The organism is Patescibacteria group bacterium (assembly GCA_041649475.1).
GTDB lineage: Bacteria > Patescibacteriota > Patescibacteriia > Magasanikbacterales > GWA2-37-8 > JBAZNA01.
In genome coordinates this window covers 183045-206610 of record JBAZNA010000001.1, presented here as the reverse complement: position 1 = coordinate 206610, position 23566 = coordinate 183045, and the positions used below count along the sequence as shown (strand labels likewise).

19 protein-coding genes and 1 tRNA gene are annotated in these 23566 nt (G+C 47.4%); 9 read left to right on the top strand and 11 right to left on the bottom strand.

The features are described from left to right. Positions 1 to 57 precede the first annotated feature (57 nt). From pheT to rseP, 3 genes are read right to left on the bottom strand one after another with little or no spacing between them, the layout of a single operon-like run. Complete coding sequence (pheT, locus tag WC526_01040) at positions 58 to 2505, bottom strand: phenylalanine--tRNA ligase subunit beta (GenBank protein MFA5061715.1); 2448 nt, start codon at positions 2503 to 2505, stop codon at positions 58 to 60. Between the two features lie 18 nt (positions 2506 to 2523). After that, on the bottom strand, positions 2524 to 3555 hold the full coding sequence (gene pheS / locus WC526_01035) for a phenylalanine--tRNA ligase subunit alpha (protein MFA5061714.1): 1032 nt from the start codon (positions 3553 to 3555) through the stop codon (positions 2524 to 2526). Positions 3556 to 3563: 8 nt separating this feature from the next. Continuing rightward, complete coding sequence (rseP, locus tag WC526_01030) at positions 3564 to 4862, bottom strand: RIP metalloprotease RseP (protein MFA5061713.1); 1299 nt, start codon at positions 4860 to 4862, stop codon at positions 3564 to 3566. A 113-nt stretch (positions 4863 to 4975) separates the two neighbouring features. Here rseP and WC526_01025 point away from each other — a divergent pair, with 113 nt between their 5' ends. Continuing rightward, positions 4976 to 5527: a LemA family protein gene (locus tag WC526_01025; protein ID MFA5061712.1), complete on the top strand. Its 552-nt coding sequence runs from the start codon at positions 4976 to 4978 to the stop codon at positions 5525 to 5527. Between the two features lie 15 nt (positions 5528 to 5542). Then, entirely contained in the window at positions 5543 to 6427 is an 885-nt protein-coding gene (locus tag WC526_01020) for a M48 family metallopeptidase (protein MFA5061711.1), read from the top strand. Between the two features lie 127 nt (positions 6428 to 6554). Here the strand turns inward: WC526_01020 and WC526_01015 are convergent, their stop codons facing one another. After that, positions 6555 to 6860: a hypothetical protein gene (locus WC526_01015; GenBank protein MFA5061710.1), complete on the bottom strand. Its 306-nt coding sequence runs from the start codon at positions 6858 to 6860 to the stop codon at positions 6555 to 6557. A gap of 25 nt (positions 6861 to 6885) precedes the next feature. Then, positions 6886 to 8253: a phosphomannomutase/phosphoglucomutase gene (locus WC526_01010; GenBank protein ID MFA5061709.1), complete on the bottom strand. Its 1368-nt coding sequence runs from the start codon at positions 8251 to 8253 to the stop codon at positions 6886 to 6888. A 67-nt stretch (positions 8254 to 8320) separates the two neighbouring features. Here WC526_01010 and WC526_01005 point away from each other — a divergent pair, with 67 nt between their 5' ends. The 6 genes from WC526_01005 to radA are packed head-to-tail and all read left to right on the top strand — an operon-like array spanning position 8321 to position 16361. Further along, on the top strand, positions 8321 to 10840 hold the full coding sequence (locus tag WC526_01005; protein ID MFA5061708.1) for an ATP-dependent Clp protease ATP-binding subunit: 2520 nt from the start codon (positions 8321 to 8323) through the stop codon (positions 10838 to 10840). A gap of 4 nt (positions 10841 to 10844) precedes the next feature. Beyond that, entirely contained in the window at positions 10845 to 11408 is a 564-nt protein-coding gene (locus WC526_01000) for a hypothetical protein (GenBank protein MFA5061707.1), read from the top strand. Positions 11409 to 11432: 24 nt separating this feature from the next. After that, positions 11433 to 12659, top strand: a complete 1227-nt coding sequence (locus tag WC526_00995; protein ID MFA5061706.1) for a hypothetical protein — start codon at positions 11433 to 11435, stop codon at positions 12657 to 12659. 5 nt (positions 12660 to 12664) lie between these two features. Continuing rightward, positions 12665 to 13372, top strand: a complete 708-nt coding sequence (locus WC526_00990; GenBank protein MFA5061705.1) for a thioredoxin domain-containing protein — start codon at positions 12665 to 12667, stop codon at positions 13370 to 13372. After that, complete coding sequence (locus WC526_00985) at positions 13369 to 15009, top strand: pilin (GenBank protein ID MFA5061704.1); 1641 nt, start codon at positions 13369 to 13371, stop codon at positions 15007 to 15009. The genes WC526_00990 and WC526_00985 overlap by 4 nt, the downstream gene beginning before the upstream one ends. A 2-nt stretch (positions 15010 to 15011) precedes the next feature. Beyond that, entirely contained in the window at positions 15012 to 16361 is a 1350-nt protein-coding gene (gene radA, locus WC526_00980; GenBank protein ID MFA5061703.1) for a DNA repair protein RadA, read from the top strand. A gap of 54 nt (positions 16362 to 16415) precedes the next feature. Here radA and WC526_00975 read toward each other — a convergent pair whose 3' ends face one another. The 6 genes from WC526_00975 to WC526_00950 all read right to left on the bottom strand — a co-directional run bounded on the left by WC526_00975 (position 16416) and on the right by WC526_00950 (position 21444). After that, a complete protein-coding gene (locus WC526_00975) occupies positions 16416 to 16694 on the bottom strand; it encodes a hypothetical protein (GenBank protein MFA5061702.1) in 279 nt (92 codons plus the stop codon). Positions 16695 to 16796: 102 nt separating this feature from the next. After that, the gene (recG, locus tag WC526_00970) at positions 16797 to 18857 is read right to left on the bottom strand and encodes an ATP-dependent DNA helicase RecG (protein ID MFA5061701.1); all 2061 of its coding nucleotides are present in this window, start codon (positions 18855 to 18857) and stop codon (positions 16797 to 16799) included. A gap of 74 nt (positions 18858 to 18931) precedes the next feature. Beyond that, positions 18932 to 20230 carry an adenylosuccinate synthase gene (locus WC526_00965; protein ID MFA5061700.1) on the bottom strand — a complete coding sequence of 433 codons (1299 nt, stop codon included), beginning with the start codon at positions 20228 to 20230 and terminating at the stop codon, positions 18932 to 18934. An 86-nt stretch (positions 20231 to 20316) separates the two neighbouring features. Next, positions 20317 to 20388: transfer RNA gene (locus WC526_00960), tRNA-Arg, on the bottom strand. A 4-nt stretch (positions 20389 to 20392) separates the two neighbouring features. Further along, positions 20393 to 20899, bottom strand: a complete 507-nt coding sequence (locus tag WC526_00955; GenBank protein ID MFA5061699.1) for a hypothetical protein — start codon at positions 20897 to 20899, stop codon at positions 20393 to 20395. A 158-nt stretch (positions 20900 to 21057) separates the two neighbouring features. Beyond that, positions 21058 to 21444, bottom strand: a complete 387-nt coding sequence (locus WC526_00950; protein ID MFA5061698.1) for a hypothetical protein — start codon at positions 21442 to 21444, stop codon at positions 21058 to 21060. Positions 21445 to 21916: 472 nt separating this feature from the next. Here WC526_00950 and WC526_00945 point away from each other — a divergent pair. Further along, positions 21917 to 23313 (top strand): IS3 family transposase gene (locus WC526_00945; GenBank protein ID MFA5061697.1). Its coding sequence is split into 2 segments (ribosomal slippage): positions 21917 to 22226 and positions 22226 to 23313, totalling 1398 coding nucleotides; the frame shifts between segments, so codons are not numbered across the junction. Positions 23314 to 23566: the final 253 nt, after the last annotated feature.

Here is a 23566-nt window from a genome sequence, read left to right as displayed (position 1 = left end):
AATAAAAATAATCTGAAGATATTATAGCACAAATTTAAAGATGCAACAAATTTTTTACTATCTCACGCTCGCTTTAAATTTTTCCTGAAGAATTTTTAAAATTTTACTGTGCACTTTTTCAACCTCTCCGGCCGTAAGGGTTCGCTTAAGGTCGCGATAGACAAAATGATAAGCCATGCTTTTGTAACCGGCGCCGATGTTCTCTCCTTCATAGACGTCAAACAGATCCACAGATGCTAAAATCGGATCAGTGTGCGCCAGGGCTGAAATAATTTCACCGTGTGAAACTTCTTTTTTCACCAAAATCGCCAAATCCCGTTCTATGGCCGGATATTCTGACAGTGGTTTATATTTTTTGTCAGACACAGGCAGCATTGCCAGCTTATCAATGTTTAACGCCGCCACGCCCACGCTCCACTCTAAACCTAAGTTGGCTCCCGCGGCCGGATTAAGTTCATAAACCGAACCCACATCTTCTCCGGCAACCATTACTCTGGCCACGCGCGCTTTATGCTGCCACGGATAAATTTCTTTCGGCACCTTCACTTCAAAATTTTGCCCCAAATCGCCCAGAATATTTTCCACTACCCGGCGTGCCTGCCAAAACGGCGCCGCATTTTTCTTTTCCACAAACACACTTGTCAGCCAGGTGTCCTGGCGCGGAAGCAGATCGTCATTGTTGGCCATTGTTCTTTGCCCCGGCTTTTCACTTATAAAGGTTTTACCGATTTCAAATAAACGCAAAGTGGGATGATTATCAATATTTTTTAAAATATTTTCCAACAGGTTAGTGATTAAATGCCGGCGCACATACGGCCGTTCCTGCGAAATTGGATTATCAAGTTCAATATATTTTTTAACATCATCATTCATTTTGGCAATCATCTGCGGACTGACAAAAGAATAATTATACATATCCGTATATGACATTTCTTTTACCAGCAAATCCCTAATTTGTCTTTCCAGTTTACGCACTTTGTTTTCTTCCGGCGGGTTTATCGGAAACGTCGGCATCGCAGACAATATATTTTCATAGCCATAAATACGCACAATTTCTTCAACCAAGTCCTCGGGAAGAGAGATGTCTTTGGTGGCGCGCCAGCTGGGAATTTTTACTTTCATTTCATCGCCTTTACCGGTGACCGCAAAACCCAATCGTTCTAAAATGCTTACCGCTTCTTTTTTGGAAATTTCCACTCCGGCAATTTTCTTCAAATATTCCAGGCCAAATCCTATTGGACCCGTGCTAAGATGAAAATTTGCTTCATCGGCAATATTACCGCCTACACCGGCGCCGGGATTTAATTCCAGCGCCAATTGGACGGCTTTGCTTAAAGCCGACACGCACAAATTCGGATCCAAACTTTTTTCAAAACGAGCCGATGAATCAGTGCGCAAACCCAATTTAGTAGACGTTTTTCTTATTGATGAAGCATCAAAATTGGCGGATTCAAAAATTATAGTATCAGTACCGGCATTAATTCCGCTTTCCATCCCGCCCATTACGCCGGCAATGGCCAACGATTTTTCCGGATTGGCAATCATAAGCATTGACGAATCCAATTTTCTTTTCTGTTCATCCAAAGTAACGAATTCTTCGCCGTCTTTCGCACGCCGCACCACAATCGCGGCCTGTTTCTTATCGCCAGATAAAACCTTGGCATCAAACGCATGCATGGGCTGACCCAAATCCATCATCACATAATTGGTGATATCAACGATGTTGTTTATTGGTCGCAGGCCCACTGCTAACAAACTTTTCTTTAGCCACTCCGGGGACTCTTTCACCTTAATTCCCGAGACGGCCACGGCCATATACCGCGGACACAACTTTTTATCTTCAATTTCTACTTTCACTTTCAGGCCCTTGCCCGATTTTATTTTCTTGACCTCGTATGCTTTTAAATCCTTTTTATATAACGCGGCCACTTCACGCGCCAGGCCGTAATGCCCCCACAGATCGGGCCGGTTGCTCAAAGATTTATTATCAATTTCTAAAACCGCATCATCCAAACCCAACGCTTTGTTTAAAGGCGCGCCCGGCTTTGCTTTCACGCCGCTCAAATCCAAAATTTCTTTTTCGCTTTTTAAAGGAAACATGTCAGCCAGACCGATTTCAGTTGACGCGCAAATCATCCCGAATGATTTCACGCCGCGAATCTCTGTTGGCGCAAGCTCAACCAACTCCCCGGCTCCATGCCAGCGCACTTTGGCGCCAACTTTTGCCAGCGCCACCAGCATTCCTTCTTTCACATTACTGCCTCCGCAAACAACTTCCACTTCTTCATTGCCGACGCTGACTTTGCAAACCTGTAATTTATCGGCATTCGGATGTTTATCGCAAGACACAACTTTTCCAACTACAATATTTTCCAAATCCTTGGCGCGACTGGCCACTTTTTCAATTTCCACCGTGCTTTGCTTTAATTTTTCAGCTACATCCTCGGCACTAACCGAATCAGGTAACTTGACGTATTTTTTTAACCAGTTAAAAGAGATAAGCATATTCTGTGTGAAAGAAAGTTAAAATTGTTCTAAAAATTTCATCTCCCCGCTTTGGAGCAGGCGGATGTCTTCAATGCCGTATTTAAGCATCACCAAACGGGTGAGACCAAAGCCAAAAGCAAAACCGGAATAAATTTTCGAATCAATATTGGCTTCTTTTAAAACATTGGGGTGAATCATACCGGCGCCAAAAATCTCCAGCCAGCCGCTGTTTTTACACAACCGGCAACCGTTGCCATGACACAAAAAACAAGTCACTTCGCCGTTGACGCCCGGCTCCACAAACGGATAAAACTTCGGCCGCAGCCGAACCTGGGTTTCCGCGCCGTACAAATTTTTGGCCACGGTTTCCAAAACCGCTTTCATGTGCCCGAAGTTGATATTTTTATCAACAACATACCCCTCCATTTGATAAAAGGTGTGTTCATGCCTGACATCGGTGGCTTCATTCCGGTAACACTTGCCCGGAATAATCGCCCGAAGCGGCGCGCCGTATTTTTGCATTCCCCGCACCTGCATTGAAGAAGTGTGGGTTCGCATCACCCAATCCGGATGGTTTTTAATATAAAAAGTATCCTGCATGTCGCGCGCCGGATGATCTTCCGGAATATTTACCGCTGAAAAATTATAATAATCGCTTTCCAATTCCGAACCGTCTAAAACCATAAAACCCATTGACGCAAATAAATCCTCCAACTGATTTTGAATTACTGACACCGGATGAAGATGCCCGCGTTCTTGATGCGGCAAAGCCGGCTGGGTTAAATCCACTCGCTCTTTTTCCAAGGCGCCGGCAAAACTTTTTGACAAAACCTCTTGTTTTTTTGCGGCCAGCGCGTTTTCAATTTCTTTTTTCACTTCATTGGCCAATTGCCCGATTTCTTTTTTTGCATCTTCGCTCAAATCTTTTATGCCTTTCAAGATATCCGTCATCTCTCCGCCCTTGCGGCCGAATAATTTCTGTTCCAAGGCCTCAACTTCCAATTTATCTTTTGCGGATTTTATCGCCAGCAGGGCTTCGGTTTTTAATTTCTGCAGTTTAGATTGCATATTTAAAATTAAAATAAATTTTTAAAGAAGTTCACGATTGAACCGCTAAACGCGCCGATGTCTTTTACCGTCACCACCACCACCAGAAGCATCAACAGGGCAAAACCGATGGTATGCGCCAACTGTTCATGCTTGGGATTAATTTGCTTGCGTTTAAATTTATTGATTACCAGAAATAACAACCGACCGCCATCTAAAGCCGGGATCGGCAAAATATTTATGATTGCCAAATTCAATGATAATAAGGCGGTAAAATTTAACAAATAAGCAAAACCAAGTTTAGCCACTTGCCCGGTCATAACCGCAATGCCCACCGGCCCGGAAACAGCATCACCCACCGGCGCGCCGACAAAGAGCCCTTTAATCAAACCGTAAAACGCCAACACGATTTCTTTCAAATAAAATCCGGTGGTTATTATTCCATAATATATGGCTTTATACCACGGATAACCAACCACGCCGACATCAACTATGGACACACCCAAACCCGCCTTGCCCGTATCCGGATAAATAATTGGATGAATATCTTTTGTAATAAGCTGGCCATTCCGGTTTACAACGACATTAATATTTTTATCTTTATTGGCATTTAAATAATCCTGCAATTGTTTTGAACTGGGAGAATTTATATTATCAATTTTTAAAAATTCATCGCCGGCTTTTAAACCAGCCAGCTCGGCCGGCTTGCCCGGCAAAACCTGGACGATTTCCACGTGCCTGTTTCTCACTCCAACCGTAGAATCATCAACCGCTTGCGGTATGCCGGTCATAAACCCGATTGAAAGCAAAATCGCGGCTAAAACCACATTCATGGCCACGCCGGCAACCAGCGTGATGGCCTTTTTCCAAGTTTTTTGCGTATTAAAACTATCCGGACCTGTTTCGTCGCCTTCTTCACCTTTGATACGCACAAAACCGCCCAGGGGAATCAGATTAAAAGAATAAACCGTGCCATGTTCCAGCGTGCTGTCTCCTTCTTCAGGTACAACATCCTTATTCCACCAAATAAAACGCCACTTTTTCGTGGTTTGAACTATTGTCTTAGTGTCTGTCGTCACTGTTTCGGTCACAACCTCCTGGCCGTCCGCTGTTTTTATATCTTCAATTTTTATATCTGTTTCTTGAATTTCACCAATTTTAGCCGGTTTTCTGCTTTTGAGCAGTTGGATGCCAAATAACCTTGGCGGAAAGCCAAAACCAAACTCATAAACCTTCATCCCGCTTCGGCGCGCGGCAACAAAATGCCCAAATTCATGGGATAAAACCAAAATTGCCAAGATGGCCAAAAAGATTAATAGGGTAATCATACAATAAAGAGAAAATCTTGCTTATTTTATTGCTATATCATATAATAAACTCACGAAAAAGCCAATAGCTGCCCTGCGGGCAGAAAATATAACTTAATTTTAATCTTAATCATATGCTTTGGGTAATTTTGGCAATAGTGGCCGTGATCGTTTTTTGGATTATAGCCATATACAACGGTTTAATTAAGTCAAAAAACCGCGTGGATGAGGCCTTTAGCGATATTGACGTCCAATTGAAACGCCGCTATGACTTGATTCCGAATTTAGTGGAAACGGTAAAGGGCTACATGACCCATGAACACGACACTTTGGTTCAATTAACTGAAGCCAGAACCGCGGCTATGTCGGCCAAAGGCGGTTCAATGGCTGAACGCGAACAAGCGGAAAATCAATTATCAGGCACCTTAAAAACCTTGTTTGCCGTCAGTGAAAATTACCCGGACTTAAAAGCCAATCAGAATTTCTTGCAATTACAAGGTGAAATTAGCGATACGGAAAATAAAATTCAGGCCTCCCGCCGCTTCTACAACGGCAACGTGCGCGACTTCAACACCCAAATTCAGGTCTTCCCGACAAATATTTTTGCCGGCATGATGAATTTCAAAAAATACGATTTCTTCCAGGCGGATGCGGCGGAAAAGGAAAACGTGCAAGTGAAATTCTAGCTGGCCACACATAAAATGTATAACGAGATAGATTCCAACAAACGAAAATCCATAATTTTGATGATGATTTTTATTGTGGTCATCATTGCTTTGGGGTTTGTGTTTGATCAGGCCTCCGGTTCCGGAAGTTATGGCGGTGTTTTCTTTGCGATTATTTTTTCTCTGGGCATGACGGCGATTTCATATTTCCAGGGCGACAAAATTGCGCTTTGGACAAACGGCGCCCACCCGATTGAACATGATGAAAATCCATATGTGTATCATCTGGTTGAAAATTTATGCATCACTGCCGGTTTGCCGGTGCCAAAGGTATACATAATGGAAGATCCTGCCATCAACGCTTTTGCCACGGGCCGCAAACCGGACATGGCCACCATTGCCATCACCCGCGGCGCGATTGAAAAATTAGAAAGCGTAGAATTGGAAGGCGTAATCGCTCATGAACTTTCCCACGTTAAGAACTATGACATTCGCTTCATGACTTTGGTGGCGGTGATGGTGGGAGCAATTGCGATTTTATCAAATATTTTTTTACGAAGCCGTTGGCTGCCGAGAAGAAACAACAACCGCGAAGGCGGAGATCTCGGCATTATCTTTATGGTGGTGGGAATTATCTTGGCGATCTTATCTCCAATTATTGCCGAACTGATAAAATTGGCTATTTCCCGCCGGCGAGAGTATTTGGCTGATGCTTCCGGATCATTGCTCACCCGCTATCCCGAAGGTTTGGCTCGGGCTTTGGAAAAAATTGCGGCTGAAAATCAACCATTGGCACACGCCAATCAGGCCACTGCCCATTTATTTCTGGCAAGCCCGTTTAGCGGTAAAAAAGTTTCCAATCTTTTCTCCACTCATCCGCCGATTGAAGACAGAATCAAAAAATTAAGAGGGATGGCGTAAATATTTATGCTAAAATTAGGCAAATACGAGCGCTACAAAGGCAAACTTTACGAAGTTGTTGGAGTTGCCCACCACAGTGAAACAGTGGGTATGGCCACTAAAAATATTTTTAGAAATTGTTTAACTCTTATTTCTTCTTCGCACCTTTTCTTACCCCTGTTTTCCTTAAATTCTCAAGAATTTCAAAAGCAATTTCTTTCACTCTAGGCAAAACCAAATCCAGTTTAAAAACAGCAGCTTTTAAATCTGGACGGCCCTCAAGATAAAGATTAACATCCTGGTCATTATTAAGATTAGGATATTCACTATGATCATCCCAATATTTCCAAAAAGAAATTTCAAAAGCCCTGCGTAACCCCTCCATTTGTTTATCCTTCTTATTCCTAATCTCATCTTGTAATTTATCTATTAAATTTTTTTCTGCATACGCCATATTCTAAAAATTAAATATAAATAAATTAAAATTTAATAAGTCCACTTACTTCCATAACTTTCTCTTTCATAATCTCTTCACTAGTCGCTTCCAAATTCAAACGCATTTTATTCTCTGTGTTACTTGCCCGAACATTAAACCACCACTCCGGCCACTGGAATGACAAACCGTCAAAATCATACTGCAAATTCGCTCCGTATTTTTCCCGCAACTTATCAAACACCGCTTGTTTGTCTTTCACTTCAAAATTAATTTCACCGGAATGAAAATACTTATACAGGGGCGCGGTGTACTCGCTAAAACTCTGGCCACTCTCCGACAACTCCTGTAAAATCTTTAAAATCATAATTTCCGGCGCTTCAAAAATTCCGTGCGGCATTTTCAAAAAGAAATGCCCGGATGACTCCCCGGCGAATACCGAACCGACCTCGGCCATTTTTTCTTTGATCAAAGAATGACCGACGCGGGTGACAATCGGCACGCCCCCGCCCTCTTCAATCATATCAATGGTAATTTTTCCCGGTCGGATGTCATAGCAAATCTTCGCGCCCGGATTATCCCGCAAAAATATCTTGGCCAAAATTCCGCGCACCATGGCCGGCTCAATGGTTACGCCCTTATCATCAACAAAAAATAATCTGTCCGCGTCGCCATCTAAAGAAATTCCCAAATCCGCTTTGGTTTCAAGTACTCGCTTCTGCAAGTCCTTCATGTTTTCTTCTTTTAACGGATCGGCCTCGTGATTGGGGAAGGTTCCATCCAATTCAAAATATAATTTTTCCAATTTACACGGCAAATGTTTAAATAATTCTTCCATCATCGGCCCACCCATGCCGTTGGCCGTGTCAATGACAATTTTAAACGGTTTTATTTTTTGGAGATCAACATACTGCAAAGCAAATTTTATTTGCTCCTCCAAAACACCTTCGCGCTTTGTCACATTTCCCTTTTCCGGCGCCGCGACAAACTCATTTTTAATCGCCATATCCCGGATTTCCATTATTCCGGTTTCCCCGCTGATGGGCACCGCCCTGGCCCGCACCATTTTAAAACCATTATACTTTGCCGGATTGTGCGAAGCCGAAACCTGCAAACCGCCGTCATAACCGTAGAAGCTGACGCCAAAATAAAAAGTCGGCGTGGAAACCAAACCAATATCCACCACATTAACACCCTGTTCGGTTATGCCTTTTACCACCGCTTCAAACAAGGTCGGCGAAGAAATTCTCATATCTTGCCCGACCGCGACTGTTAAGTCGTTTTTACCGGCATCTTTCTTAATAAATTCCGCAAACGCCTTGCCCACCCGGTAAGCCAAATCCTCATCCAATTCCACTTCATAAACCCCCCTGATATCGTATGCTTTAAAAATTCCTGGAGATATTGTTATCATAGCGTTATTTTTTTGACAAATTAAGCTAAAATCATTATATTATACAATATAAATGAAAGCAACTATTATGAATATCATAGATAGATTTTCCACCCATTTGCGCGAGGTCTTAATCAGAAGCATTCGTCTCGCCACCGAACTCAAAAACACATCAGTTGAGCCGATGCATCTGTTTTTTGCGATTTCTTTGCAAAAGGGCTCAGTGGCCAATGAACTGCTCGTCAAATATAAGGTTGATTCCAAAAAAATTGAACGGGCCATGTTAAGTTATGACGAGAGCGTACCGCAAGACCCAACCACAAACAGTCCGGAAACAGACCAAATCAGCTTATCTCCTTTTTCTTTGTCTTCAAAAATGGCTTTAGAGAAAGCCATGCTGATCGCCCAGGAAAATGGCCACAACTATATTGGCACCGAACATCTATTATCCGCCCTTTTGGCCACGCAAGATGAGTGGCTGGATAAATTTTTCCAGCATCACAGTTTAAAAACAGAAGATCTGCAAAGCCAGTTGGAAACGGTCATGAATAATGTTGCGGGGTTTCCGCAGATAAATGACGTACCGGAAATGATTGATAAGTTGCAAGACAGTTTGAGTTTGGGCGAAGAACCGCTTGGACTTAACAATCTTTCCCAATTATCAAAAAAAGGCAAAAAAAAGGAATCAGCCCTGGATTTTTTTGCCGCCAACCTGACCAGTCCGGAAATTCAAACAAACATTGACCCGGTTATCGGTCGCGAGACCGAAATTGAAAGAATGATTCAAATAATCTGCCGACGCACTAAAAACAATCCGGTGCTTTTAGGCGATCCGGGCGTTGGCAAGACCGCCATTGTGGAAGGTTTGGCTAAAAAAATCGTCTCCGGCGACGTACCGGATATTTTGCGGGGCAAAAAGATATACGCCCTGGATATGGGACTGCTAATTGCCGGCACGACCTATCGCGGTGAATTTGAAGCGCGACTGCGGCAAATAATTGAAGACGTGGCCAACAATCCTGACATCATACTGTTTATTGATGAACTGCATAATATTGTCGGAGCCGGCTCCAACCAAGGCACACTGGACGCGTCAAATATTTTAAAACCGGTTTTGGCACGCGGACAACTGCGATGCATTGGCGCCACCACCCCCGCGGAATTTAAAAAGTACATTGAAAGCGATGCCGCCCTGGAGCGTCGGTTTCAACCAATTTATATCAAAGAATCAAGCGTTGGCGACACCATAAAAATTTTAAACGGCATAAAAACCAATTACGAAAATTATCACCACTTGAAAATTACGGGCGAAGCCATTGAAGCGGCGGCCAAACTGGCCGATAAATATATGACCAACAAATTCTTGCCCGACAAAGCGCTTGATTTGCTGGATGAAACCGCCGCGGCCAAACGCCTAAAAACAAAACAAAGTCCTTGGGAAACAAAACTTTGGAATTTAAAACAAAAACTTGAACAAACCGTTTCCGCCAAAGAAGAAGCCGCCACCGCCGATCATTTTGAGCAGGCCGTAAAATTAAAAGATAAGGAAAGCAAATTAAAAATTGAAATTGCAAAATTATCCGGCAAAAAGAAAACTGCCGGACCGTTTGTATCCCTGACCAAAGAAGACATCATCAAACAATTGGCCAAAATTATTGACGCACCGGTCGGCGCCCTGCTCTCAAACGAAAGAGGGCGATTAAACAATCTGGAAGAAAATATAAAAAACTTTATTGTCGGTCAGGAAGAAGTAATTAATAAAACCAGCAAACTAATCAGACAAGCCCAGCTTCAACTATCCGATCCCCAACGCCCTCTGGCATCTTTTATGTTTGTCGGTGAAAGCGGCGTGGGCAAAACCGAACTCGCCAAAACCCTGGCTAAAATATTATACCCCAATCAAAATTCGCTGGTTCATTTGAACATGAGCGAATTTAACGAGGGTTTCAGCGTCTCCAAACTGCTCGGCTCTCCGGCCGGATATGTCGGTTATAAAGAAAGCAACCAATTCACGGATAAAATAAAATTAAACCCTTATTGCGTCGTTTTGCTTGATGAAATTGACAAAGCCCACCACGATGTGGCAAAACTACTTTTGCAAATGCTGGAAAACGGCGAAATCACCGATGCGGTGGGCAAGAAAATTTCCTTAAAACATGCTATAATAATACTAACCACTTCGCTGGGAGCCGAGGAAGCCAGAAAGGCCAAGATCGGCTTTGGCCAAGATAGTGCAAATTTGGAACAGCAAAATCAAAAACGGATTAAAGAAAAACTGAAAGAGTTTTTCTCGCCCGAACTGATAAATCGGCTTGACCAGGTTTGCATCTTCAATAACCTGAACCATAATGACTTGGCCAAAATCGCCCAATTGGAAATTTCACAGCTCAATGAGCGGCTGAAAAATTACCATACGGTGATTAAAACCGAGCCGGAAATAATGGAATGGCTCGTTAAACAGCTTCCCGAAAAGCACTCCAGCGCCCGCGATGTGCGCCAGGAAGTGAGAGGAAAAGTTGAGGATCTCATTTCCGAAGTCATCTTAAACGGCAAGATGAAAAGCAAATATCAGCTTGCCTTAGAAGGAGAACGGCTCATAATAAAGTAAAACTATGGCTGAAGAAGCCATCGCCGGACAACTTGAAGGTGAGCGTCTTAGGCGTCTTAATGATAGTCAAAATTCTCCCCTGCCGCAGATGCCACAAAGAACGGAAACGCCAGAGTCCTCGGAGTTTTTGGATACAGAAACAGAAAACGAAGAGGATGTCGCCAACCAAATGGCATCTTCACGAATGCAGAGGCGCCAGGCCTCCCAAAATACGGCCGGCGAACACAAAAAAGAAGAACTCGGCAGCGCGGCCGCGGCCTTAATCGGCAAGAGCGGCATTGGCACGGCTCTGCTCACGGGAATTAAGTGGATTATAAAGGGAATCAGATTTTGTTTTGGAGAAAAATCAATAATTGAACAATTTTTAGTAACAACCTGGTTAATCGGCTTATTTGTAAACTTACTTTTATTTTGGATTCCAATTATCGGCTCGTTGTTGGCTTTTGTTATTTCAGCCGTATTTGCCATTCCGCTGTGCTCATTTATCTACCCAAAAATCAAACCCTATATTGACGGCGCGCTCAAAGACAATTTTGGCCCGGCGGCTGTCAGTCCAATTAAAAAATAAATATTTTTTAAATTTTTGCTAAATATGTCCCCCACCCTAAAAAAGGTTCTACTGATAGTGCTCCTCTTGGTTGTAGCCGGAGGAATTGCCTACGGACTTTATTACATGTTCACCAGAACCGGCGCCCCAACCCAGCCAGCCGGGCAATACCCACAATTGCCGTCAGGGGGACAACTCCCCTCTGCCGGAAACAGGCCGGCCACAACTACCGGCGGAGCCGGCCAGCCGGTCGGAGTCCTGCCCTCCGGCGGGGTCATTACGCCAACCGGACCGGGCCTGTATCAACCGCAGGCCGTTAAACAAATAACCGACACCTACGTCACCAATCCATCCTTAAATCAGGCGGGTAATTTCAGATACTATAACGCCGCTGACGGAAAATTTTATAAAGTCGCGGCTGACGGCAGTATTAAATCCATGTCTGATTCTGTTTTTTATAATGCCCAAAAAGTAACTTGGGCGAACAGCAAGGACTCGGCGGTAATAGAATACCCTGACGGTTCAAAAATTGTCTATGATTTTGCCAATCAAAAACAAACTTCTCTGCCCAACCATTGGCAGGAATTTTCTTTCTCTCCGGACGGCACCCAGATCGCGGCCAAGAGCTTGGGTCTCTCTCCGGATAATCAATTTTTAATAACCACCAATGTTGACGCCACCGGCGCCAGGATAATTGAACCGATGGGAGACAATGCCGACCAGGTGACGGTTGACTGGTCGCCCAATAAACAAGTGGTGGCCTTTTCGCAAACCGGCGAACCGCTCGGATCGGAAAGAAGAGAAGTTTTGCTTATCGGTTTAAACGGAGAAAATTTTAAATCACTGACTGTGGAGGGTTTGGGTTTTCAGCCGCAATGGTCAACCACCGGCGACAAATTGATTTACAGTGTCTACAGCTCCCGCAGTGATTATAAGCCGGAATTATGGGTGGTTGACTCATCAGGCAACAACATCGGCAACAACCGCAAGATGCTGGGTCTTGATACCTGGGCTGACAAGTGCACCTTTTCTAATGACACCACATTGTATTGCGCGGTGCCCAGGGATTTGCCTCAAGGCGCGGCCATGGCCAGAGAAATCGCCAACGATTCTGTAGATGACTTATATAAAATTGATCTAAAAACCGGACTAAAAACAATTATCCCCTTAAATGGCGACTACAACATCAATAATATCTCCTACAACCAAGCGCAAAACGCGGTTGAGTTCACCGATCTAAACCAATCGGGAATCTTTCAAACTAAACTGTAATTATTATGCATCACACTAAAACTGTTTTTCTCCTTTTGTTCGCCACCGCGCTGATTGTGGTTTTATTTTTTGTCGCCCTTAACAAAACCAGCCAAATAACCATCACCCGCAGTACCGTGCCTTTAATATCCGACAATTCTTTTAATATCCCCATTGACAGCACTGATCCGCAATACGGCAATCCGGGGGCGCCGGTTACGGTAATTGAATTTGCGGACATTAGTTGCTCAAAATGCCAAAAGACCTATTACGCGATTCATGACTTTGTGTCCAAGCATCCTTTAGACATTCAGATGGTTTGGAAAGACGCACCGCGATCCAATGTTTTATTTAGCGGCGATGTTTTAGCACACCAAGCCGCCCAGTGTGCCGGCAAACAAGGTAAATTTTTTGAATTTATAAATATTGCCATGCAAAATACGAGCCATCTTGATGAAGCGGGACTTCGCAAAATTGCGGAAGGACTTGGGCTCAACGTCACCACCTGGTGGGATTGCACCAATTCGGATGAAATCAAAAACAAGGTACAAACATCGGTTGATTTAGCCGGCCAACTGGGGATTAAAGACCTGCCCGCGGTTTATATAAACAACCGGGCTGTTTTGGTAAATGCCGACATTGATGTGGCCCAGCTTTTAAATCAGGCAATCCAAAAACCTGAAGCACAACCAACAACGGATAACACAACCAGCGACACAAATCTTGGTCTATGAAAATAAAATTGTTTCTTATATCTTTTGTTACTCTGCTTTTGCTGCCTGTCAGCGGGGCCATGGCCGCTAACTGCACGAGCGGCCTGTCTGTGACTTGTTTTGACCCCGCTCAAACCGAAGTGTCAAAAAGATGTATAATGCCTTTTCCGCCAACACCGGATCAGTCATCGTGCACGCCATACGGACCAACTTATCAGGCCATTTGTTCGGCATCAATGCCCGCTGTCTGCAACACCAACCCGGATATTGTCGGATCCGGCGCTTGTTGCATTACTTTGGGTGGAGGCGGAGCAACTTGCCAGGATGATATTTCCAACTGCAACGGACCCGGACAACAAACAGTGATGAAAAGCTGTCCCCAAGTCCCGGCCTGTCAAACCGGAATCATGGCTTCAACCACTGCCCCGCAAACCACCCAAATCTCGGATGATTTAAAAAGTAAGATGATTACTGAATTGCCTAAAGATTTGCTCAAAATCAGCATCCCCGGATTGGATTTTTCAAAAATAAACAGTGTTGATAGCCAGGGATATTTATATATCCCTTGGATAGCCGAATATATTTCAGCAATTTACAAATTTGGAATCGGAATTGTAAGCATCATCGCGGTGGTGATGATAATTGTTCAAGGAGTAAGAATTATAACCTCGGCCGGCGGCGAAGCGCAAAAAGATGCCTATAACAAAATCCTGCAGGCATTTGTCGGCTTGGCCATTGCCTGGGGATCGTTTTTTATATTATCAACCGTGAATCCGGATTTAGTACAATTTAAAGCACTGAAAGTACAAGTAGTACAACCCTTAGTTTTAGAAAACTTGGTTTTTATTTCAGACGGCGACTATCAAAAAGTAACCGGCCAGACTAAACTGCCACAAGGGTCTATTTTACAAAAAGCTATCGCAGTAACCAAGCAAGTCGGTCTTGATGATCCGTGTTACATGATAACAATCATTGGTAAAGAATCAGGTGGCAACCCGGCAGCAATCGGACATGATGAAAACTATCCAAAAATTACAGCGCTTGTCTGGTCCAGAAGAGATTTTCTTTTGAGCGGTAAGAAATACTCTTGTGTAAAAACCGGGGTATGTAATAGTACTAATACCTTTGCACCCCCAGCCAGTTCAAAAAGTGATTTTAGCAAGACAATGAATAACACAAAGGACAGTAATGGAAATCTAATAAAAAATGACGACAAATTTGATCCAAACGCTCCGCCTGATTATGGATTGGATTGGAGATTTTCTCACGGCTTTGGGCTGGGTCAAGCTACTTTAAGAGGTGACTCCTATTGTGGTGGCCAAAGAGGTATAAGTAAATTTGGACAATGTTTCACTATACCCCAACTTTTAACCGTTGACGCGGCTGCAATCTTCTCAGCCAACCTTTTTAAAAGCAACTTGGATTGTGCGGTAAAAAAAGGTTATACTGATGGTGATAAAAAAATTCAGGCCGCATTTTGGGCTTATGCCGCCGGTTGCGGTAATGTTAGAGCAAACAGCGGTCAAGATATTTCACAAGCTGCCGGCGTTCCCAGAGCATGGGCAGCTTTTCAATCCTGCAAAGCGCAACAATCAAAACAATTTGACACTCCTGATGCGGAAACAGTGGCTCCGGCAGATGAGACACAAAGTCAGTAAATATGAGTAAACCCCAGAATATTTTTATTTGTTCCAACTGCGACGCTCAATACACCAAATGGGTTGGGCGTTGTTTGGAATGCGGCAAGTGGGGAACGGTGGCTGAAACGCCAAAGAGTGTTGACCCAAAACACGCCGCCAAATCCGAAACCAAATACCCGGCTTTGGAAACAGTTGGCCTGGATAAAATTGACGGTAAAAAAGTTGAGCGGACAAAAACTAATATTGATGAACTGGACAGGGTCTTGGGCGGCGGCTTGGTGCCCGGTTCGGTAATTTTGCTCGGCGGTGAACCCGGCATTGGCAAGTCCACCTTGGCTTTGCAGTTGGCCTCTATAATTTCAAATACTTTATATATCTCCGGCGAAGAATCGGTTGAACAAATAAAACTTCGGGCCGACCGCCTGGCTGTCCAATCTCAATCTCTCAAGTTGGCCAATGCCACCCACATTGAAAGTATAATGGCCACAATTCAAAAATCTTCCGCTCCCCTGGCTATTATTGATTCTGTGCAAACAATTTACTCCGGCGAAGTGGAGGGTGAGGCCGGAAATATAAATCAGGTGCGGGCCTGCACCGTAAAATTAATGGAACTGGCAAAATCCACCGGCACAATAATCGTTCTGGTCGGACAAGTGACCAAAGATGGAAATGTGGCCGGCCCAAAAACCTTGGAACACTTGGTTGATGTGGTTTTATATCTTGAAGGCGACAAATATCATATCTTTAGATTACTGCGGGCCGCAAAAAACCGATTTGGCTCAACCGATGAAATTGGCGTATTTTCTATGGAGGCCAAGGGTCTAACAGAAGTTAAAAATCCTTCTGAAGCGTTTTTATCCGGCCGGGGCGAGTCCGTGCCCGGCACAACTGTCACTTGTTTGATTGAAGGCAGTCGTCCGGTTTTGGTGGAAGTGCAGGCCTTGGTTTCAAAAACCAATTTTGGTTATCCGCAGCGCCGCGCTTCGGGTTTTGATTTAAACCGCCTGCAGGTTTTAATCGGAGTGCTGTCAAAACGCGCCGGCTTGCCACTGGAGTCATATGATGTTTTCTTAAATGTGGTCGGCGGCTTGGAAGCCAGCGAACCGGCAGCTGACCTGGCCGTGATTTTGGCCTTGGCATCCGGATTAAAAAATAAAACCCTGCCCAATAATATTGCCTCGTTTGGAGAAGTTGGTCTGGGCGGAGAGGTACGACCGGTTTCACAAACAGAAAAACGACTGAATGAAATTAAAAAAATGGGATTTGATTTTGCCGTTATCCCATTATCAAAAACTTCACCAAAAATTACCGGACTAAAAATCGCGGGGGTAAAAAATGTGACTGAACTGGTGGAAAAAATTGTAAAATAACACCCCGCCTTGATAGACGGGGTAGGGAGTCCTGCTTTGAACCAGTTGCGGGGGTCACGCCGCCTGCTCTTCCTGACGACGTTTGTCGATCAGGTCTTCGATCCGCTTGAGGGATTTGGGGTCGATGTAGTCCATCTTCTCCAGACAGGCCAACCTGACCGTCAGGTGGACCTTGTTGCCTTCAATCCGGACCCGCACCACACCCTCCCAAAGGATGATATTCGCGATCTCTCCTTGGTAGGGGCACTTGTGCCCCAGTGGTATGCGCTCGTTCTTCTCCGGGTCAGCGTCCCACTTCAGGTCAATGTTGAAAAATTCGTGGTTGGTGGGCATGGGGGACTCCTTGTATTTTTACGATCCCCCCACCCGGTTAAAGGTAAAGGAATCGAACATTGTAAACTACTACATTTCGGCTTTTCTGTCAATACTGCCGATTTATTCCAAATGCACACTGTCTTCCCATTCCTGTATTTTTTCGCTTAAATTAGGGTATTTTGGCATATCCGGTACTACCAATTTGGCCGCTTCCCTGGCTTTTTTTATCAGTTCCCTGTCAGTCAACTGGGCCAAACGCAAATTCATCATTCCGCTTTGTTCCACCCCATAGACCTCCCCTGGCCCGCGCATTTCCAGGTCCTTTTCCGCCAGTTTAAAACCATCATTATTTTTTTCAAAAAATTGTAAACGCTCCTTTGAGCGCACTGAATCCAAACCGGTGAATAATAAACAATAGGATTGGTGCTCTGACCGCCCAACCCGACCTCTAAACTGATGCAGTTGCGCCAGACCAAAATTTTCCGCGCCTTCAATCATCATAATACTGGCGTTAGGCATATCAATCCCGGCCTCAATTACCGAAGTTGAAACCAAAACATCTATCTCCCCGGCTTTAAACTTGGCCATCACGCGTTCTTTCTCGATTGATTTCATTTTACCGTGCAAATACCCCACTCTTAAATCCGGAAAAATCTTTTTAGAAAGTTTTTCATACTCGCTGGTCACACTTTTCTTTTCCGTTTCCTGTTCTTCAATAATCGGACAAATTACAAAGGCCTGCCTGCCTTTTTTTATCTGTTCGCGGATAAAACCATAGGCCTGTTCGCGCTTGGCCGGCTCAACCAGCCGTGTTAAAATTTTCTTTCGGCCCGGCGGCAGTTCGTTTATTGTGGAAACATCCAAATCGCCAAAAACCACCAGGGCCAGCGAACGCGGAATCGGCGTGGCGGTCATACTTAAAAAATGAGCGCCTCTGCCTTTCTCTTTAATTAACCGCCTCTGTTCCACCCCAAAATGATGCTGTTCATCAACCACCACCAAGCCAAGTTTTTTAAAATCCACACCCTCGGATAACAAGGCGTGCGTGCCGACAATAATTTTTATTTCGCCTTTGACCATTTGTTTCTTTATGGCTTTTTTATCTTTAGTACTGCCGGTTAGCAGCCCAATTTTTATATCTTTAAATAATTTTACCAACAGTTGATAATGCTGATTGGCTAAAATTTCCGTCGGCGCCATTATGACTGATTGAAAATTATTCAGATACGCACTATACATCGCCATCGCCGCCACCACGGTTTTGCCGGAACCGACATCTCCGGAAAGCAATCGACTCATAGGTTTATCTTTGGCAATGTCCTGCAAAATCTCCCAAGCGGAAATTTTCTGGGTGGCTGTCAAAGTAAAAGGCAAACCAGCGACAAAACTCTTTATTTCATTTTCTTTAAAGATAATTTTTGGCGCCTTAATGGCATTTTTTTCCAAACGTGTCAGTTCGGCTTTTAATTGTAAAATAAATAATTCATCAAATTTTAACCGGCTTGTGCTTTGTTTTAAATCCGCTTCGTCTTTGGGAAAATGAATGCCCTTAAGAGCGCTAGCAAGCGGCACCAGATCCTCTTTTTCTAAAACTATCTCCGGCATCCATTCTTTAACTGCATCCGCCAGTTTTATAATCTGATTGATTAAAAAACGGATCTGTTTTTGGGTGAGGCCATAGGTTAACGGGTAAATGGGCACCAGCCGGGCCGTGTGCACGGTTTCTTTGCCGGAAGCGCCCTTGGCTGAAAATTTTTCATAAACCGGACTGACCAATTGCGGCCCCAGCATATCGCTCTTCACCTTGCCGGATAAATAAACAATCTCACCCGGATGGATATTTTTGGTTAAAAATGGCTGATTAAACCAGACCACTTTCAAAGTTCCGCTCTTGTCCGATACCAATGCCTCGGTAATCATTTTCCGGGTGCGAAAACTGCGTTTGTTGGAAATGAGTTCCACCAAACCGCAAACTGTTACCAATTGGTCGTCTTGCAAATCCGCAATCGGCACAATTTTTCTGAAATCTTCATAGCGAAACGGAAAATAATACAACAAATCGCGCACGGTAGTAACACCAAGACGTTTGAGACGGCTGAAAACGGTTTTCCCGACCCGGCTTAAGTCCGAAACCGGAGTGTTTAATTCCATATCTTTTTTACTTGATTCACTGCCCGTAATTATAGCAGAAATCGGACATAAAAAAAGCCCGGTGTCCCCCCAAACACCAGGCCTGCTTACTCCTTGTAGAACTTCTACTTGATGATCACTTCTCCTCTGCCCGGACCATGGGAAATGAGTGTCACGGGCTTGCCAGTCAGTTGTGCAATCCGCTGGATGTACTTTCGGGCGGGCGAGGGCAGTTCCGAGTACACTCGCACGTTCCGGATGTCGCCCCAGCCCTCCATCTCCTCGTAGATGGGCCGGTAGCGTTCCAAATTGTGCAAGCCCATCGGCAGATTCACGAAACGCTCCCCGTCCACCTCGTAGGCCACGCAGATCTTGATGGGCGAGATACCCGCCAGGCAATCCATCTTCATGAGGTGGATCTCTTGCGTGCCGTTGATGCGGAGCGCGTACCGGGCCAGGACCGAGTCCCACCAGCCACAGCGCCGGGGCCGGCCGCTGACTGTGCCGTATTCAGCCCACAGTACGCCTTTGTCGCCGCGGATGCGATCCAGAGTCGGGCCGGGCGGGATCTCGGTCGGAAACGGACCACCACCCACGCGGGTGTAGTACGCCTTCACCAGACCGATGTTCCGGTACAGATGTTCCGGACCGATACCAAGGCCGGAGAAGGCCGCGCCGATGGTGCAGTTACAGCTGGTGACGAATGGGTACGTGCCGTGATCCACGTCCAGGAGCGTTCCCTGGGACGCTTCACCGATCACGTCGGCATCTTCAGGCAGACCCACCAGGTACCGCGAGGTGTCGGTCACGTAGGGCCGAAGCAACTCCGCATACTTGGTGTAGGCCCGGCCGATTTCCTCCGCGTTCAGCAGGGGCCGGTCATGCATCTGAAGCAACTGGTTGGCCTCGTCCGCCATCTCGGCCGCGGCCATGCCGAAGCCCTTAGGATCAAGCATCTGCTCGGCGCGGATGCCCACTCGCAGAGCCTTGGCGGCATAGACAGGACCGATGCCATTCTTGGTCGTACCGATTGCGCAACCGCCCTTGGAGCGGAGGGCCTCCATCATCTCGTCAATGGCGCGATGCCCGGGATGGATGATGTGGGCCTCGTGCGAAAGCAAGATCCTGTCAGGAGAAACGTCCTTGCCATACGCCATGTAGCGCCGGATCTCCTCCATCGTCTTCTCGGGGGAGATGACCATGCCGTTACCAAGAACCACCTTGACCCCGTCCACCGCGATTCCCGCGGTGAGCACGCTCAAACGGTGCTCAACACCATCATCATCGGTGAAGGCGTGGCCGGCGTTGTTGCCCCCCGAATACCGCGCCACAGCCACCGCAGACAAGAAGATGGTCCAGAAGAGAGTGTCCTTGCCTTTGCCGTTGTCGCCCCATGCCAGGTCAATGATGTTCGTCAGCCGCATTGTTCGCCTCCTCGTGCGTTTGTTTGTGTTATCAAAAAGCCGAAGCAATTTTATCACCTCGGCTTTTAAAAATCAATTTTTACTTGTGCTCCCGCTAGGAGTCGAACCTAGATTTCCAGCTTCGCAGGCTAGTGTCCTATCCATTGAACGACGGGGGCGCTATTAGTGCAGCTTCAGCGTCCTCCCCATCTTGTCGCTAAGCGGCTCATCTTCCTGTTCTAAATCTTCTTTTAAATATTGACTCAAAAAATCGCGAATCGGCCGGGGGTCATTATCAAACAAAGCAATCTGTAAACGGTGTTTTAACAAATCTTTTGTTAAAAAATATAAGGTCTTGACCATAGGCGGATTATATATCATCCAAAAATTTTCCAATTCCGAATAACTGTAAAATTTTCTGCCCATCACAATGCCGGTTTCAGTAATGGCAAAGGTCACATCCATCGGTTCCTGCACTTCCTGTAAAAATAAAATTATACCAAACAGTACTATGATTAAAACGAACAAATAATTCGCGTCTATAATGGAATAAACCAGCAAAGACACCCCGACTATTCCCATCAGCCAATACCAGCGCCGGCTTCTTTCATATTTTTCATATTCCTTAACCGTCCAGGTATAGACAATTTCACCGGTATTAACATTTCCTTTGGAAAGATTGGTAGGCATAAATCAAAGATTAAGTGGAGGATATTGGGTCCTTTCCGAACTCGATAACATCTACGGTCCCGTGCTTGCAAGCATAGAGCGCCTACGCGCCGCACCGGAGCTCAGCTTAACTCACAGCTGACGTCTCGCGTAGATTGCCAGCCTGGTGGAGACTGCCATCACTCGGGTATCGGTGGCACGCTTGCGGCCTCAGCCTCAATCTGCGGCAACCAGGGAATCTGGTCGATGCGTTTCCAGTGCACGGGATTGTCCAGAATGAGGCTGCGCAGATGCTCTCGCATTGAAGCTACGAACTCCACCTTGGCGAGAGAGCCGAGTGGCGTGACGATGGACCTCTCCATGCGCCGTTCAAGGAACCGTGTTGTGCAACGAGAAACCGGGGACAGGAATGTCAGTCCCCATGTCTGCAGGCGTTCCTCAATCAGCTTGCGGGGCCAACCGGTGATAGTCTCAATGTCAGACTCGGTCAAACATGCTAAGCAGAAGAGGTACCAGAGGCGCTGCTTCGTAATCTCAGGATGTGGATTGCTGATCGATGACACCATACGTGTCTATATAATAGCACGTGATTAACAAGTGCGTCAACGGCGCGCGACTTCTGTGCCGCGCGCTAGACATTGGATTCGGCGTTAGGCGTCTGGGCGCGTGCAGACGAGGCTCGAGGCTGCTACCCAAGGATATCCGAGCGACCCAGTACGCTGAGCTCGCCGCAGGCATCACAACGGGAATGAAGCGCGCCGCGAAACCTCTTCTCTGTCGAGGGCGTCGAGAGACCCTCCGTGCCAACGTGACATGAGACACTTGGCCTTCCCGAGTTTAGTGTAGAAGAGGGCGGGGAGGCGCTCGTGGATGAGCAACGGTGAGAAGCAGGCAGGGAGGCCCCGGTTGCACGCGCTGGAGAGAGCAGGCACTCCCGATCGGACGAGCACAACGCTGTCGATCGCGCGGCCGCCGCAGTCGAGCGCAACACCGACGGCGGCCGCGCCACCGAGCGGCGACGCCGCGCCCGATTCCGAGGTGGTCGAGCGGCCCGGGCGCCGCACCTTCACCGCGGAGTTCAAGCGCCGCATCGTCGAAGAAGCCGATGCGTGCACCACGCCCGGCGAGGTGGGGGCGCTGTTGCGGCGCCACGGCTTGTACTCCTCGCACCTGGCGGATTGGCGGATGCAGAACCGCCTGGGCGTGCTGGGCGGGCTGGGGCCGCGCCGCGGTCCCAAACCGACGCGCAATCCGCTGGCGCGACGAGTGGCGCAGCTGGAGCGCGAGAAGGCACGGCTGCAGAAGCAGCTGACCCGGGCGAAGATCGTCATCGCGGTCCAAAAAAAAGCCTCGGAGTTGCTGGGGATCCCGCTGACCCGCCCCAGCGACGACGAGAACGACTGATGCCGACCGCTTTCGCGCTGGCGCGCGAGATCGGGTCAGCGCCCGCCTGTGCGGCGCTGGGGATCCCGCGCGCGACCCTGTACCGGCGCCGGCGGACCGCCGCCGCGCCCCCGCCCACGCGCACCGCGCCGCGCGCTACGCCGGCGCGGGCGCTGCAGCCCGCGGAGCGGGAGGCGGTGCTCGCCGAGCTGCACAGCCCGCGCTTCGTCGACCAGGCGCCGCGCGAAATCTACGCCACGCTCCTCGACGAGGGACGGTACCTGTGCTCAGTGCGGACCATGTACCGCCTGCTCCGCGCACACAATGAGCTGCGCGAGCGCCGCGACCAGCTCCGCCATCCGACCTACGCCAAGCCCGAGCTCCTCGCGACCCGGCCCAACCAGGTGTGGTCGTGGGACATCAGCCGACTACTCGGGCCGGTGAAGTGGACCTACTTCCACCTGTACGTGATCCTCGACATCTTCAGCCGCTACGTCGTCGGGTGGATGGTGGCCCAGCGTGAGACCGCGCAGCTCGCACAGCAGCTCATCTACGAGACCTGCGAGAAGCAGGCGATTAGGCCAGGGATGGTGACGGTGCACGCCGACCGCGGCACGTCGATGACGAGCCGACCAGTCGCCTTGCTGCTGGCGGACCTCGGCGTCACCAAGACGCACAGCCGCCCGCACGTCTCCAACGACAACCCCTTCTCCGAGAGCCAATTCAAGACGCTCAAGTACCGGCCGGAGTTTCCCGACCGCTTCGGCTGCGTCGAGGACGCACGCGCCTTCTGCGGCCCCTTCTTCGCCTGGTACAACACCGAACACCACCACACGGGCCTCGGCCTGCTGACGCCCGAGATGGTGCACTACGGCCGCGGGCCGCACGTGCTCGCGCAACGGCAGCTGGTACTCTCGGCGGCCTGGCAAGAGCACCCGGAGCGCTTCGTACGTCGCCCGCCCGTGCCAGCACAGCCGCCCACGGCCGTCTGGATCAACCCACCCCCGCTGCAGCTACCCCCGGTGTCGGCAGCGGACGAGGAAAGTCAGTAAATGCGTCCCGGCCAGTGTCTCAAAGTCGTTGACACACTCCGAGACGAGCGCAATAGCTCGGCGCCCGCGGTCACCGCTTCAGCTCGCCAGTGACGACGCGGGCGAAGAACCGCACCTCGGCGGTGTCGAACTCCTCCGCGCACTCAGGGCACAGCTACAACACCTTCCGCCGCGGGCCCCCGCGTGCGCCCGCGAGGACCTCGACCTCTTTGCCGTACCAGAGCCAATCGCAGGTAGGGCTGGCGTCGATGCC